This is a genomic window from Beutenbergia cavernae DSM 12333, from assembly GCF_000023105.1.
GTDB classification, from domain to species: domain Bacteria; phylum Actinomycetota; class Actinomycetes; order Actinomycetales; family Beutenbergiaceae; genus Beutenbergia; species Beutenbergia cavernae.
Map to the genome: position 1 here is coordinate 1,408,006 of NC_012669.1, position 15,551 is coordinate 1,423,556.

Annotated in this window: 9 protein-coding genes; 5 read left to right on the forward strand and 4 right to left on the reverse strand. The window is 71.3% G+C overall.

The features are described from left to right. Window positions 1-74: 74 nt before the first annotated feature. The 5 genes from BCAV_RS06260 (at window position 75) to BCAV_RS06280 (ending at window position 8,859) form a co-directional block, all read left to right on the forward strand. Window positions 75-827, forward strand: a complete 753-nt coding sequence (locus BCAV_RS06260; protein ID WP_050761676.1) for a phosphoribosyltransferase family protein — start codon at window positions 75-77, stop codon at window positions 825-827. Between the two features lie 242 nt (window positions 828-1,069). Beyond that, window positions 1,070-1,717 (forward strand): ribosome hibernation-promoting factor, HPF/YfiA family, encoded by a 648-nt coding sequence (hpf, locus tag BCAV_RS06265; protein WP_015881744.1) that lies wholly within the window; start codon window positions 1,070-1,072, stop codon window positions 1,715-1,717. Window positions 1,718-1,772: 55 nt separating this feature from the next. Further along, window positions 1,773-3,023: a winged helix-turn-helix domain-containing protein gene (locus BCAV_RS06270; protein WP_043346705.1), complete on the forward strand. Its 1,251-nt coding sequence runs from the start codon at window positions 1,773-1,775 to the stop codon at window positions 3,021-3,023. Window positions 3,024-3,248: 225 nt separating this feature from the next. Beyond that, entirely contained in the window at window positions 3,249-6,155 is a 2,907-nt protein-coding gene (gene secA, locus BCAV_RS06275) for a preprotein translocase subunit SecA (protein ID WP_015881746.1), read from the forward strand. 88 nt (window positions 6,156-6,243) lie between these two features. Further along, window positions 6,244-8,859 (forward strand): LuxR C-terminal-related transcriptional regulator, encoded by a 2,616-nt coding sequence (locus tag BCAV_RS06280; protein ID WP_015881747.1) that lies wholly within the window; start codon window positions 6,244-6,246, stop codon window positions 8,857-8,859. A 3-nt stretch (window positions 8,860-8,862) separates the two neighbouring features. Here BCAV_RS06280 and BCAV_RS06285 read toward each other — a convergent pair whose 3' ends face one another. The 4 genes from BCAV_RS06285 to BCAV_RS06300 are packed head-to-tail and all read right to left on the reverse strand — an operon-like array spanning window position 8,863 to window position 14,925. Continuing rightward, the gene (locus BCAV_RS06285; RefSeq protein ID WP_015881748.1) at window positions 8,863-9,777 is read right to left on the reverse strand and encodes a hypothetical protein; all 915 of its coding nucleotides are present in this window, start codon (window positions 9,775-9,777) and stop codon (window positions 8,863-8,865) included. Continuing rightward, window positions 9,774-10,124, reverse strand: coding sequence for a hypothetical protein (locus BCAV_RS06290; RefSeq protein ID WP_015881749.1), 351 nt, complete (start codon window positions 10,122-10,124; stop codon window positions 9,774-9,776). Before BCAV_RS06290 ends, BCAV_RS06285 begins: the two co-directional genes overlap by 4 nt. Next, window positions 10,121-13,231 carry an ATP-binding protein gene (locus BCAV_RS21510; protein ID WP_050761677.1) on the reverse strand — a complete coding sequence of 1,037 codons (3,111 nt, stop codon included), beginning with the start codon at window positions 13,229-13,231 and terminating at the stop codon, window positions 10,121-10,123. Before BCAV_RS21510 ends, BCAV_RS06290 begins: the two co-directional genes overlap by 4 nt. Window positions 13,232-13,239: 8 nt before the next feature. Next, window positions 13,240-14,925: a hypothetical protein gene (locus tag BCAV_RS06300; RefSeq protein ID WP_015881751.1), complete on the reverse strand. Its 1,686-nt coding sequence runs from the start codon at window positions 14,923-14,925 to the stop codon at window positions 13,240-13,242. Between the last annotated feature and the right edge of the window lie 626 nt (window positions 14,926-15,551).

The window sequence follows — 15,551 nt, forward strand, 5'->3', positions numbered from 1 at the left end:
TGCCGGCTGGCGCCGTCGTCCCTCGTCCCCAGGGCCATGCCGACGACGACAGACCGCGTGGCAGCGTGGCACGCGTGAGCGACGGCGAGAGCCTGCGGGCGGTGCGCGCCGCGGCGACCGCGACCGCGCGGGCGGCGGCGCGCGTCGTCGTGCCGGTGGAGTGCCCGGTGTGCGGGCAGCCGGACGAACGCCTCTGCCCGGGTTGCCGTGCAGTCCTCGACGGTCCGCTGCGCCGGCGCGACGGCGGTGCCCCGGCGATCGACGGCGCGTGGCCGGTCTGGGCGCTCGGTCCGTACGAGGGTGGGCTGCGTGCCGTGGTGCTGGCGTGGAAGACGGCGGGACGCGCGGACCTCGGGTCCGAGCTCCGGGAAGCGATGGTGGCCGCGGGCGCCGCCTGGGCGCGCGCCGGTCCGGCGTCGTTGGAGGCCCCGGTCTGGGTCGTGCCGGCACCCTCGTCGCGCGCTCGGCGGCGGCGCGGTCGCCCTCCGGTCGCGGACCTGGCCGACGGCCTGGCCGAGGGCATCGCCCACGCGGGCCGCGCCACGCGCGTCGTCGAGGTCCTGCGGCGGACCGGGGGCGGGCAGGCGGGCCGCGGCGCGCGGGCGCGCGGGTCCGCGGCCCGCGCCGGCACCCGCCTCGCCGCGCTGCCGCCGCCCGGGACCGCGTGCGTGCTCGTGGACGACGTGCTCACCACGGGTGCGACCCTCGCGGCCAGCCGCGACGTGCTGTGTTCGGGTGGGGCGCGGGTGCTGGGCGCGGTCGTGCTCGCGGCGGCGTCCTCGGCCGGCGGTGCGTCGCGGGGTCTGCCGCCGGCCTCGGTGAGGTGACCACGTGGTGAGACGAACCAGCCCGGGACGTCTCGTTCCTCGTCCGGCATGCCGAGGTGGGGGCCACTGGTCTAACGTCGGTGCATGGAGCGCCAGACGCGTCGCCCACCGGTAGGTGAGGGCGAGCGCCGCGGGGGTCCCTGGGGAGGTGGTACCTGAGTCGTCGCCCCCCGGTCCGGGTGGGCGCAGCACGAGCCCCGGACTCCCGGCCGTTGCAGCCGGGCCACTCATCGGAGGTATCCATGGAGATCGTCGTCGTCGGCCGCCACACCGAGGTGCCGACCCGTTTCCGCCGGCACGTCGAGGACAAGCTGTCCAAGGTCGAGCAGCTCGCTCCCTTTGCCCAGCGCATCGACGTCGAGGTCACGCACGAGCCGAACCCGCGTCAGGCGGAGACGGCCGAGCGGATCGAGCTCACGGTGCGTGACCGCGGGCCGGTCGTGCGGGCGGAGGCGAGCGCGAGCGACCGCTACGCGGCGCTCGACGCCGCGACGACGAAGCTCCTGGAGCGGTTGCGTCGCGTGCGCGACCGCCGCAAGACGCACCACAACCGCAAGGATCCGATGCCGAGTCTCGACCTGCGCCCGCCGGGCGCGGCCGCGGGCGCCGACGACCGGCCGGAGATCCAGGACCACCCCGTCGCGCCGAGCGAGCGCGGGGTGGCCGTCGAGGCGCAGCTCGGCGACTCGCCCGTGCTGATCCGGCAGAAGGTCCACGAGGCCGCGCCGATGAGCGTCGACGACGCGCTGTACGAGATGGAGCTCGTCGGGCACCCGTTCTACCTCTTCATCGATGCCGAGACGGCTCAGCCGTGCGTGGTGTACCGGCGTCGCGGCTGGACCTACGGCGTCATCCGGCTCGACGCCCCGGTGGCGGTGCCTGCGCACTGACCGTCCGCCGGCCGGGCCGGGAGGCGATGTCGGTGGCCGATGGCACGATCGGGCGGTGACGTCGACCAGCACGCCCGTTCCCGCGCCCCGACGCGAGGTGCTGACGCTCGCGCAGGCACGCCGCAGCGCGATCGCAGCCCAGGGGTTGGCCCGTGCGCGGCCGGCGGGTTCGGTGACCATGGGTCACCTGCAGCGGCTCGTGGACCGTATCGGCCTGCTCCAGATCGACTCGGTCAACGTGATCGCCCGGGCGCACCTCCTGCCGATCTACTCGCGGCTCGGCCCGTACGACACGGCGCTGCTGCAGCGGGCCAGCAGCGTCTCGCCGCGCCGGCTGGTCGAGTATTGGGCGCACGAGGCGTCGTTCGTCCCGCCGGAGACGTACCAGCTCCTGCGCTGGCGGATGACGGCGAACGCCGCGAGTCACTGGGCCGTGTCGTTCTCGGCGTCCCACTCCGACGTCCTCGACGCGGTCCGTGATCTCGTCGCTGACTCCGGCCCGCTCACGGCACGCGAGGCGCACGATCGGCTCGACCACTCGACCCCCGTCCAGCGCGAGGAGTGGGGGTGGAACTGGACGATCGCGAAGCGCGCGCTCGAGCACCTGTTCTTCGTCGGGGAGCTGACGTCGGCCGGGAGAACGACGCAGTTCGAGCGTCGCTACGACCTGACGGAGCGCGTGCTGCCGCCGGCCGTCCTGGCCGAGCCGGTCCCGGACACGGCCACGGCGCAGCGCGAGCTCGTCCGGATCGCCGCCTCGGCGCTGGGCGTCGCCTCCCTGCGGTGCCTGCGCGACTACTTCCGCATGCCCGCCGAGGCAACGCAGCGGGCCGTGACCGAGCTCGTCGACGCCGGTGAGCTCCATGCGGTGACCGTGCGCGACTGGGGGCCGGCGTACGTCCACGAGGCGGCGGCCCACCCGCGCCGGGTCCGCGCCCGCGCGCTGCTCGCGCCGTTCGACCCGCTCGTGTTCGAGCGCGCACGGCTCGAGGCGCTGTTCGGCATGCACTACCGCATCGAGATCTACACGCCCGCCCACAAGAGGGTGCACGGCTACTACGTCCTGCCGTTCCTGCTCGGCGACGCGATGGCCGCGCGTGTCGACCTCAAGGCGGACCGCGCGTCGGGCCGTCTCCTGGTGCGCGCGGCGTTCGCCGAAGATGGCGCGCCCGCCGACACCGCGGAGGAGCTCGCCGCCGAGCTCGGCGAGCTGGCCACCTGGCTCGGTCTCTCGGACGTCGTGATCGACGACGCCGCACGTGGAGACCTCCTGGCGGGTCTGGCGCCGCTGCTCCCTCGCACCTGAACCAGCGTCGCGGTGCCGCCGCCGTGGGAACCCCTGCGGCGCCGTCGTCGTCCTACCTCGTAGGCGTCAGCTCCTGTCTCTTGTCGGTCGCGATCCTCCTGCGCTCGTTCCTCGCTGTCGGAGTCCTCGCTCGTTTCCTCGCCTACGATGGACGGGGCGCACCACGCCCCACCGCCCGCGCGCCTTCGCATCGGCGCGGGCCGACGAGCCGAACTGGAGTGACGCGTGCCTTCGATCCTCGACAAGGTCCTCCGCATGGGGGAGGGCCGGATCCTCAAGAAGCTCACCGGCATCGTGGCTCAGGTGAACGCGCACGAGGACACGGTCCGAGAGTTCACCGACGCGGAGCTGCGCGAGGAGACGGACGTCTTCAAGGCGCGCCTGGCCGACGGCGAGACGCTCGAGGCGATCCTCCCGGAGGCGTTCGCCACGGTGCGCGAGGCGGCCCGCCGCACGCTGGGGCAGCGCCCGCACGACGTGCAGGTCATGGGCGGCGCGGCGCTCCACCTCGGAAACATCGCGGAGATGAAGACCGGTGAGGGCAAGACGCTCGCCGCCACGCTCCCGGCCTACCTCAACGCGCTCAGCGGCGACGGCGTCCACGTGGTCACGGTCAACGACTACCTGGCCCAGTACCAGAGCGACCTCATGGGCCGCGTCTACCGCTTCCTCGGACTGACGACCGGCTGCATCCTGTCGGGGCAGAAGCCGGAGGAGCGGCGTCGGCACTACGCCGCGGACATCACGTACGGCACGAACAACGAGCTGGGCTTCGACTACCTGCGCGACAACATGGCGTGGTCGTCGGGCGAGCTCGTGCAGCGCGGCCACAACTTCGTCATTGTCGACGAGGTGGACTCGATCCTCATCGACGAGGCCCGCACGCCCCTCATCATCTCCGGGCCCGCCTCCGGCGACGCGAACAAGTGGTACGCGGAGTTCGCCCGCGTCGCGCGTCGGCTGACGCGCGAGAGCGACTACGAGGTGGACGAGAAGAAGCGCAACGTCGGCGTGCTCGAGCCGGGCATCGAGAAGGTCGAGGACTACCTCGGCATCGACAACCTGTACGAGTCGCTCAACACCCCGCTCATCGGGTTCCTCAACAACGCCATCAAGGCGAAGGAGCTGTTCAAGCGGGACAAGGACTACGTCGTCCTCAAGGGCGAGGTGCTCATCGTGGACGAGCACACCGGGCGCATCCTGGCGGGCCGCCGCTACAACGAGGGGATGCACCAGGCGATCGAGGCCAAGGAAGGCGTGGCGATCAAGGCGGAGAACCAGACGCTCGCCACGATCACGCTGCAGAACTACTTCCGCCTCTACGGCAAGCTCGCCGGGATGACCGGTACCGCCATGACGGAAGCGGCCGAGTTCCAGGGGACCTACAAGGTGGGCGTCGTCCCCATCCCGACGAACATGCCGATGGCGCGCCTCGACAAGCCGGACCTCGTGTTCAAGAACGAGGACGGCAAGTTCGACGCCGTCGTCGAGGACATCGTGGAGCGCCACGCGGCTGGGCAGCCCGTGCTCGTGGGCACGACGAGCGTCGAGAAGTCGGAGCTGCTGAGCACGAAGCTCAAGCGCCAGGGCGTGCCGCACGAGGTGCTGAACGCGAAGCAGCACGCGCGGGAGGCGTCGATCGTCGCGATGGCGGGTCGGAAGGGCGCCGTCACCGTGGCGACGAACATGGCCGGCCGTGGGACGGACATCATGCTCGGCGGGAACGCGGAACACCTGGCCATCGCCACTCTCGCGGAGCAGGGTCTGGACCCGAACGAGACGCCCGAGGAGTACGAGGCCGCCTGGCCGGACGCTCTGGAGGAGGCGACGACGTCGGTCGCCGCGGAGCACGACGAGGTCGTCGATCTCGGCGGGCTGTACGTGCTGGGCACGGAGCGGCACGAGTCGCGACGGATCGACAACCAGCTGCGCGGCCGGTCCGGGCGTCAGGGCGACCCGGGGGAGTCGCGCTTCTACCTGTCGATGGGGGACGACCTCATGCGGCTGTTCAACTCAGGACTCGCGGAGCGGTTCATGGGTTCCTCTGCCTACCCCGACGACATGCCTCTCGAGTCGAAGCTCGTGACCCGCGGCATCGCGAGCGCGCAGGGCCAGGTCGAGGCGCGCAACTTCGAGATCCGGAAGAACGTGCTCAAGTACGACGACGTCCTGTCGCGGCAGCGCGCCGTCATCTACACGGACCGACGCCGCGTGCTCGAGGGTGAGGACCTCGCCGAGCAGGTGCAGGGCTTCCTCACGGATGTCGTCACCGCGTACATCGAGTCCGCCACGCAGGCGGGCGCACCGGAGTCGTGGGACCTGGACGAGCTCTGGACGGCGCTCAAGGCCGTGTACCCGATCTCGATCACGCCCGAGGAGGTGGTGTCCGAGGCCGGCAACGCCACGCGCGTGACGCCGGAGATGCTCACGCGGGAGATCCTGTCGGACGCCGAGCATGCGTACGCGCGGCGCGAGGAAGAGCTCACGCCGGACGTGATGCGCCAGCTCGAGCGGCGCGTCGTCCTCGCGGTGCTGGACCGCAAGTGGCGCGAGCACCTCTACGAGATGGACTACCTCAAGGAGGGCATCGGCCTCCGGGCGATGGCCCAGCGCGATCCCCTGGTCGAGTACCAGCGGGAGGGCTTCCAGCTCTTCTCCGCGATGCGCGACGCGATCAAGGAGGAAGCGGTCGGCTACCTCTTCAACCTCGAGGTGAAGCGTCCGGAGCCGGCAGAGAGCGCCGAGGAGAGCACCGACGGTGCGCCGGTGGTTCCCGCCGTCCCGACGGGCTCCGACGGCGAACCGCTGGCACCCGAGCAGGAGGCGGTCCCGGCGGGCGAGCCGGAGCGGCCCGCGAAGCGCCGGCCGGCGGCGCGCGTGGCGACACGACCCGCGGCCGAGGTGGACCCGCTCGGGCTCGACACGCCTGAGCGACCGGCCGCGCTGCAGTACTCGGCGCCGTCGTCCGACGGGGGCAGCTCGTTCAGCGAGGGTCGGGTGGTGCGCAGCGAGGGCGGCACGTCCGGCGGTTCCGCACGTCCGGCGGCGGGCGCCTCCTCCGGCGGGGGCGGCGGCGGCGCGAACCGCGAGGCCCGCCGTCGCGCGGCGAAGGCGGCCAAGAAGCGCCGCTGAGGTCCATCCTCTCGGGAGACGAGCTCTCGCGGCGCGGACGGCGAGCTCGGTCTCGCGCGACCGCGCCAGCCGCGCCACGATTGCTCCGATGCCGAGCTGGCCCTTCGCAGCACGTGAGCAGGCGCAGCGAGCGCTTGTCGGACACATCCGCTCGCGCGCTGGATCGCTGCTGCTGTCCGGCGCTGCGGGCACGGGTAAGACACGTCTCGCCCGCGAGGTGTCGCGATCGCTCGAAGCGGCCGGCTGGACCGTGCACTGGGCGACGGCGGGGGCCACGCTGCGCGACCAGCCGCTCGCAGCGCTCGCGCTGCTCGTTCCGGATTTCGGGAGTGATCCCCTCGCGTCACTCAGGGCAGCCGTCGCCGCTCTCGACGACCTGGGCGACCGGAGCCTGCTCGTCGTTGACGACGCGCACTGGCTCGACGATGTCTCCGCTCTGGTCTTGCGGTCGGCGATCGAGCGGTCGGGTACCGCGGTCCTCCTCGTCGTGCGCGACGAGGAGCACTTGTCGGGTGACGTCGCGGCGCTTGCCGAGACCGACGCGCTGACCCGAGTCGACGTGCCGCCCCTGAGGCAAGAAGAAGTCGCGGAGGTTCTCACGGTGGTGCTCAACGGCCGCGTGGATCCGAGCACGGTTCGTCAGATGTGGGAACTGAGCGCGGGAAATGCGCTGTTCCTGCGGCTGCTCATCGACGATGCAGTCGAGACAGGAGGACTTCTGCACCAAGCGGGGGTGTGGACCTCGTCCGTCGACGGGATGCAGGAGGGCCCGGCCCTCGCTGCCGCTGTGGAGGATCGCATCGCCGCGACGTTGGATCGACACCGGGCTGACAGAGACCTTGCCGAGCTGCTCGCATTCGCCGAACCGGTGCGCCTGGACGTGCTGGAGGTGCTCGTCCCCACATCCGACCTCGACGGGCGGCGCACGGAGATCGAGCGGCTCGAAGCCACGGGTCTCGTTCAGATGGACGCTGGGACTGGCCCCCCGGTCGTCAGGTTCGCGCACCCCCTCTTCGGTGAGCATCTGCGCGCCAGGACCGGCTCGCTTCGAGCACGACGACTTCACAGCGTGATCGCGACCGCGCTGCGGCGCCGCGGCGAGAGCGACCCGGTGCGCCTAGCCGGTCACCTGTACGCCGCAGGCGAGAAGTCCGAGCCTGGCATCTTCGCCAGAGCAGCCAACGCGGCCTTGCGTCGTCTCGATCTCCGTCTTGCTACGAAGTTCGCCGAAGTGGCATTCGATGCTGCGCCGACCCCTCGTACGGGGTTCGACCTGGCGTTCGCAGCTTCGTGGTCTGGGGAGGGCCGACGGGCCGATGACCTCGTGCCGCGACTCCACGAGCTGGCCACCACGCCCGCGGAACACGCCGCGATCACACAGGTTGCGGCGGCGAATCTCGCCTTCATGCTGAAACGGCCCGACGAGGCCCTGCACGTCTTGGACCGCGCGGCGGCGCGAGGTCTCGGCGATCCGACGGCCGACGCCGAGATTCGCGCGATGCGGTGCTGGCTGCGCTCCTTCGAGGGTGATCTCCGTGGCGCTCGTGACGACCACCGCAGAGTGCGTGATGTCGACGGACTCTCATCGCTTGGCCGGGCTGCCGCGCTGGTCGGCTCGATAGTCATATGCGCGCTGCAGGGCGAGCCCCTGCCGTCGTCATTGGCGGCGAGCGCGCCGCCGACGGCCGTGGGCTCCTACGGAACCGCGATCGAGCGATTCGTCATCACCGAGGCGATTCTTCTGCACCGTCGGCTCAGCGGCGACGTGCGTGGCGTCGACGAGCTGGTGGCGGATGCCGCTTCCATGGACGTGAGATTGTCGCCGTTCGGGGCGCTCTCGCGCTCGTTGCGAGGATTTGCGGCGCACGCGGCCGGGGCCATGGATGCCGCTGTTCCGTTGTTGCTCGATTCACTGACCATCGCCGAAGAGGCTTTCACTGGTGGATGGGAGTACATCACAGCGATCACGCTGACCGAGGCGCGAGCGCTGCTCGGCGACGCCCGCGGTGCGCGGGAGAGCTGGGCCGACGTTGAGCGCCACCGACACCCTGCCGTGGCGATGCGCGAACCGTCCGGGCTTCTCGCTCGCACCTGGCTCGAGGTCTCCGAGGGCCGTCACTCGGCGGCTCGGGCGACGGCCTCCGGGGCCGCGGAACTCGCGCGTGACCGAGGGTTCGGAGCTGTCGAGGTCGTCGCGCTCGAGACCATGGTCCGCCTCGGCGGAACAGAGGTGGCTGGACGGTTGAGCGATCTCGCGGCGATCGTGTGCGGCCCGCGCGCGGTAGCCGCCGCCGCGGCAGCCCGGGCAGCAGCGGATGGTGATGACGTCGCCCTCCGAGCTGCTGCGCGCCTCTACGAACGCATGGGTGACCTGGCGGTCGCCGCAGACGTCGAGGCGCTCGCGGCCGTTCGGTCACGCGCGACCGGGCACCTGGGCAGTGCGATCAGCAGCCGAGGCCGAGCACTGGAACTTGCGGCGCGATGCGGCGGGCTTGATACGCCCGCCCTGCGAGCCGCCCGCAGCGGGCCCGCGCTGTCGGTGCGCGAGGGCGAGGTGACGGCGCTCGCGGCCCGCGGCCTCACCAACCGTCAGATCGCGGAGCTGCTGACGCTGTCCGTCCGGACGGTCGAGGGGCATCGGTACCGCGCCGGCCTCAAGCTCACCGCTGACGGGAGGTCGGACTCTCAGGCTGGGCCGAGGTGAGATTCAGGGTCTCGACGGCGGCGCGACAGGCACGGGCTTCCTTGCCTCGGGCGGAGGGGGCAGTGCTCCCGGAGGTGGCGGAGTCGTCGGTGGCTCCTTCTTGGCATCCGGGTTCTTCGGGGGAGCGCCGGCGTTGCCCGCCGCTTCGCTTCGGCCCGGGAGCCGATCTAGTGGTGGACCTCCACCCGGACGCCCTGGGGCCGGAACCTCCGGCCGGGTGACGGGGAGCGGCTGGGGTGGGCGGTCGACTGCTGAGCGTCCGGCGTCCGTGGTCGCGGGCCGCGCGCCGTCCTGCGACGCGTTGCGCTCGAGGCCCGGAGCCCTGGGGTGCCCGGCGTCGGCGGGCAGCTTCCCGTCTCCCGAGCGGGGACCGTGCTCCGTGGCGAGCTTGTGGTCGCGGTCGAGCATCTCGCCGCGCTCCTTGGGGCTGGACGGGCCGATGTGCTCGACCTTCGTCGTCCTACCGCCGTCGCTGTCGACCTTCGTCTCTTGCCTGTCGGTCGAGACTCGCGGAGTGCCTTGGCTGACCTTCACCTTGTCATCGGCCTGCGCGTGCCCCTCCTGGATCTTGTTCCTGCTCGCGGCATCGCTCTCCGAGACTTTTTGCTTCGAGGCCTCCCTCGAACCCTCGACGTCTTGTGTCTTCATCTTCTCTTCGTGCTTGTTTTGCCCCTCTTGCATCTTCTCTTCGTGCTTGTGCTTCTCTTCCTGCAGGTGCTCCTCGTGCTTGTTCTGGCTCTCCTGCACCTTCTCCTCGTGCTTGTGCTTCTCCTCCTGCATGTGTTCCTGATGCCTCTGCTCCATGTACTCCTTCCCGACTTCGAAGGCCTTCTCCATCAGGTAGACCACGGGGGGCTTGAGGAAGTCGATCTTGCGGAGCGACGCGACCAGTGAGGGCGACGCGCCGTACGTGCTCACGATGCGCCGCCACCGGAGGAGTCGACGCTCTCCGGGAACTCGGTGCCCATGAGCGCGACAAGCTCCAGCTCGGCCTCCATCGTCGCGCCCCGGAGCGAGTACTCGCGGATCAGTTCCGGTTCGGCGTGGGTGAAAAGGGTGACGCCGGCCTCGAGCCAGTCCTGGTAGGAGGCCAGCAGCCGCTCCGCTCCCGGATCGGCGTCGGCGTGGGTGGCCAGCCCGCGCAGCAGCTCGAACACCACTGCGCGGATCATCGTCGCCTCGTCGTCCGACCCGGCGGATACGCACGCGTCGACAGCGGCCTTCCCTGTCGACGACCCGACCTTCACCAGGCTCACGGTGCTCATGTCGTTCCTCCCGTGCTCGTCGGTACCTGCTGTCCGTCGAGAGCGTCGATGCTCAGCTCCCAGTTGCGCTCGAGAAGGCCCTCAGCGACGGCACGTGCGCCCTGTTTGGCCCGTGGCCCGCGGCAACGCATGATCTGGCCGGCGCACGCCAGCGCGCTCCAGCCGGCGCTGACCAACGCTGGCGTGTCCTGGGGCAGGTCGCCGCCCTCGAGGTCAAGCACCTGGTGGGAGACCGCGGACGCGACCTCAATGAGGTCCGATCCCGTGACCGCCGCAGCTCTCGCCGCGTGATCCTGGAAGGACGGATGGGTGAGCACGTCGAGGAGCGGGTCGCGGAAGCGACACGTGCTGTCCTTGCAGACCTCGCGGCACAGCGGGAGGGGATCGCTCGTGCGGCTCTGCAGCCGGGTTCCGACGGCGACGACCTGCTCGCGCGCCGTGGTCGCCTCCTGCCACTGGCCGCGGGCGGTCGCCCGCTCGGCGAGAGCCTGACGCAGGTGGGACCAGAGGACGTCTACGTCGTCGGCCGGCCACCGACCCTGCAGCGCCCTCCTGGAGACCGCCGTTCTCAACGCGTGCCAGGCGAACGCGTGCACCCGATGTGCGAGATTCACGTCGCTAGGAGCGCCCGCTCCGACGTACGCGACGACGTCCGGCCAGACCACATCGAGGCCGGACGGATGCACCGTGGCGGTGGCGAGGACCCGTCCGGCCAGGAGTCGGGCATCGGGACGCTCACCGAGTCGCCGAACCTCGAGGCACTCTGCGGCGCCGCTGCACACTCCGTCGCACACCGATGCGCGCCGGAGGTCGGGTGCGCGTTCGCTCATGACGGAGGCGACCGCGTTGTCGTCGATCGATCGGCCGGGCGGTCCGATGGTCGACGGCGGTGCCACGGCCACGATCACCGGCGTGTGATCACCCTCGCTGAAGACGGCGGCGCGTCCCATGCCGAGGACGGCAAGATGCTCGGACTGGGCGGGGCTCATCGCCATCGCGGCGGCCATGACGTCCCGGTCGTCACCGGCGACGAGGCGGTGCACGACCTTGAGGTTCGTGTTCTTCACCACGTCCGGCGCGAGCCTGACCGGAACCTGGTCCGCGATGACGATGCCCTGGCCGTAGGCGCGGATCTCCGAGAGCATCTGCGAGAACGTGTCCGCGAACGCGCCCTGCGGATCGGCTCGGTACTCGCTGCCGCCCTCGGACTTCGCGAGCAGGCGGTGCGCCTCCTCGACGACCACGAGGTGCTCGAGGCCCCGGCGGGCAGGCGGCGGGTCGCCCTGCCGCGCAGCCTGCGCGAGCGTGGCGGCCGCCTCGGCGCGGCGGTGCTCGTAGAGCCGGATGAGCAGCAGGCCCATCGCGAACGCCTTGTCGCCGTCGTCTCCCAGCCCTTCGAGCTCCACGATCGTCGGGTGGGCGAGGAGATCGCTCGTCGGTACCGAACGCTCGACGTCGAACATCAGGCCGCGGGTGCCCCGACGCAGGGCGGAGAGCCGCGTGACCAAGGAGCCCGTGATGTCCTGCGCCGTCTCGCCCTTGTAGCCGAGCTGGGGCACGGTGCGCTGAACCGCGGCGACCAGCTCTCCCAGAGTCGGCACGTCCGACCCGGTGGCCGGAGCTCCGCCGTCGCGCCGTCCAGTCGTGAAGTCCCAGCCGTGCTCGGTGTACAGCTCGACGAGGCATTGCTCCAGCACGTGGGGGAGCGGGACCCACATCGCCATGCTGGCCTGGAAAACAGCCTTGAGGAGGTCGAGGTGGGTGGAGACGTCGGTTCCGGGTGGAACCTCGAACGGGTTGAGGCGCAGCGGCGCGACGTTCTCGCGTCCGGGCGTGTACACCCGGAGTCGCTCGGCGAGCTGGCCACGACCGAGGAGATCCCGGTACTCCGTCTTCGCGGGCTCGATCACGAGGAAGGGCACGTCGAGCGCGGCGAGCTCCGCAAGAACATGCTTCACGGTGTGCGTCTTTCCCGAGCCCGTGAGGCCAGCGACGAACACGTGGCGTGAGAGGTCGTCGACGCCGATCACGTACTGGTCCCCGGTGGGACGCCCGTCCGCGAGGATCGCGCCGACGGGCACCAGGCGGTCCTGAGCCGGCGTCGCGCGCATCGCGCCGAACGAGGGTGCCGGACGAACCGTGAATCCGGATGTCTCCCGACGCGGGAGGTGCACGACCGAGGCGAGGGCGCGAGAGTCGAGGAGCGTCTGGTGCAGATACGGCTGACTCCAGGCGCGCGGACCCGGCGGACCGGGCGTGTTCGGGAGGGACCACCCGGCCGCGAGGTCCCCTGCCTTCTCCGTCGCGAACGAGCGTAGCGGCGCGATCTGCTTGTCGACTCCTGCCAGCACGCCTTGCCACGCCGCTGTGACGCGCGGGAGCGTCAGCCACGGTGCGAGGAGGTAGGTGCCAGTCCGCCACGCCCCGGTCGCCACCGCCCGGTCGAGCATCTGGACGAGGGCCGTGAGCCTGTCCACGTATGCCTGTGTCAGTGGCTGGTCAGAGCGCTGGTGCTGTGCCGCGAGAGCGAGGCGGAGGTCCTCGTACGCGGAGTCGCGGTACCGGGTGACCGTCTCTCGAGGGACCGGCTCCGCAAGGACGAGCGCCACGTACCGCAGTCCACGCAGAGCGCGGGCGAGACGATCCCAGGGCGCCTCCTCGCGTTCGACGGCGCCGTGCGGCACGCCGACGACGATGGCCCCTGTCGTCCCGTCCGAGACGCCCAGCGGGTCGAGCGGGCCTGGCTCGGAGGTCACCGCGGCGTAGGTGCTCTCGAGAAGGGACACCAGGAGCCCTTCCGCACGGTCCGGGTGGAGTCGGGGACCGTCCCACGTCCCGATGTCGATCGAGACCCCGTCCGGAAGGCCGCGCACCTGGAAGGCCACCGGAACGCCCTCCGCGGCGAGTCCCGCGAGCAGAGCCTCGCTCCCGAGAGCGGTCGACGGCGGGGAACCCGTCGGGAGCGGGGTCACGCCGACGCCCCGTATCCGGATGAGCCGACGAGACGTGAGCGGGACCAGCGGCCAGGCGCTGTCGGGGGGCAGCATCGTCGGATCGAGCGTCAAGCCGGACAGGTAGTCCAGAGCGTCCGGACGGACGATGGACACGGTGGCACTCATCGGGCGGCCTCGAGCAGCGGTGTGCGAGAGACGCGGTCGAGGAGGGCGATGACCGGGTTGGCGTCGGCCAGGACGACGCGACGGCCGTCGCCGGTGGCATCGACGAGGATGAACGCCGTCTCCGGCAGGGCCATCATCTGCGTCGGCTCGACATCGAACTCGTACACCCGCGACGTCGTGGACGAGAGGGACGAGTTGTCCGCGCTGGACCAGGAGCGGGTGTCCGTCCACGTCCGCCCGCGATTGGTGCTGTGCTGGTTGGCCTTGCGAGAGGGGCGCCCCGACGAGCGGAGCTTGAAGCTGTCGGACTCGCCCATCGAGCTGCCGAGGCTGTCGCCACCCCCGTCCGTGAACGTGGTGCCCACGGTCCGGCTGACCTGACTGACGACGAATTTGTGACCGCGGCCGACGAATTCGGCAGCGATCGCGGCATCCCGGTGGTTCAGGGTCTTCATGAGGCAGACCGCGCCTCCCGTGCCGACGGTGCGTTCGAGCTCCTCGGTGGGCTGCGCCATCATGACCAGGAGCTGGACGCCCGCCCGGCGGGACCGGTCCGCGAGGGCGTCGAGGGTTGCGGCACCGAGGCGATCGGCACCTGCGAGGACGAACGCGCCGGTCAACGTTCCAGCACGGATCGCAGCCGCCGCGAGATGGACGAGGACCCGAGCGAGCAGGTCATCACGGTCGGTCCCGGTTCCGGTGGTCACGACGGACATCGGCGTCCCCCGCCACAGAGGAGTCGGCCCGTCGGGGACGTCGTCACGGAGCATCTCCAGCTGTGTGCCAAGGGCGCGAAGCTGTTTGGACGTCCACTCGTGGCGATCAAGGTCGCCGATGTGCACCTCGATGAGGCGCTCAACCTCGTGGGCTGCGAGGACATCGGACCCGACTCCCTGCCGTAGAACCCGTGCTCCCGCAGCGAGTCGCGCAAACGTCAGGTCGTGGTCGAGCGCCTGGTCGAGGTGCCGGAGCAGGTCGGCGGCCAGCGCTCGCTCCTCCCAGCCCTCGGGCGTCCCGCCGCGGCCGGCTAGTGCCTCGGCCAGGGAACGACCGAGATCGTCGCGGGGTACGGAGCCGATCAGGTCGACCGGCGTTCCTTCCCCGAGGTCGAGTCTGTGCACCTGCCGGCCGGCGCTCGCGGCGACGGCGGCAAGGCCGCCGCCGACATCCTGTCCGCTCAGGTCGAGAACCGTGACGCGCCGGCCCTCGGACACGAGAGAGGCACCGAGAGTGACGAGCAGACTTGCCCAGCCGTGCCGGAGCGGGTCGCCGCCGACCACGTCCACGCGGACGGGAGGCGTGCGCGGTGCCACCGGGAACCACAGCGCATCGCCGGCTCTCGCCGCCCGCGGAGCGGTGAGCGCGGCGGCGCGCGCCTGGTGATCGCGGGCGGTCTCCTGCCAGTCCGCCTGCGCCTGGCGATGCCGGACGAGCTCGGCCGCGCGAGCCGCACGGTACGGCTGAGAGGCGCGCCCGAGCTCACGGGAAGCCGACACGAGGCCGACGGCGGCGCGCGTGATGCTGATCGCGAGGAGAGCGCCAGCGGCGATGAGGACGACGTCGTACACCTGCGCGGCCTGACCCCCTAGACCGTCGACCTCGCTCTCGATCGAGAACCGATAGGCGGAGTAGGCCGCGAGCAGCACGGCAGCGAGCACGATGCGCAGGACGAGCCGAGTCACCGCTCGTGCGCGTGCTCGCTTCGCGGGCGCCAGGTCCGGCCGAGGCGGTTCGTGCCAGACGGGACGCGGAGGCGGCGTCGGCAGCTCGACGCTGGGTGCCGGGTGCACGGAACTGGGGTTCGGCTCCCATCCCCAGCGTGAAGGCAGGTCGAGCAGGCGGGGGGCAAGCCGATCCGGCCAGTCAAGCGCGACCGTACCGCCCGCACGCGCCCCGGTCGGTACCCGGCGGGGAGCGCCTGTGGGTGCAGTGGGGCGTCGGGGCGGAGGCGGAGGTATTCGAGACGTGGCCGTGGTGCGTTCGGCGGCCGCCTGACCCGCCCGGATGGCCTCTCCCGCCGCACCGCCTGAGGCCGTGGTGGCGAGCGCGGCGTCCGTCGCGGCCTCCAGCGCGTCGTCGGCCGCGTCTGGGAGCGAGGCCGCGAAGAAGGCGCGCCACTGCAGGCGCTGGTCCGACTCGGTGGACGTCACGGGTGCTGCACCCCCTGGTAGGCGTGTCGAGGTCCAGGGTGGCGCGTCGCGCTGGTCCTGGACCGAGTAGTCGGGTACTCGATCCGTTTCGGGAATGACCCGACTACGCAGGTGTCCATCTCCGTCCTGGCCGGTCTCAGTGCGGAGTGACACGCCGA

What these genes read in the sequence shown, in the direction of transcription:
- BCAV_RS06290 (WP_015881749.1), bottom strand. Translation starts at nt 10,124, where the DNA reads ATGAGCACCGTGAGCCTGGTGAAGGTCGGGTCGTCGACAGGGAAGGCC.
- BCAV_RS06280 (WP_015881747.1), top strand. Translation starts at nt 6,244, where the DNA reads ATGCCGAGCTGGCCCTTCGCAGCACGTGAGCAGGCGCAGCGAGCGCTT.
- hpf (WP_015881744.1), top strand. Translation starts at nt 1,070, where the DNA reads ATGGAGATCGTCGTCGTCGGCCGCCACACCGAGGTGCCGACCCGTTTC.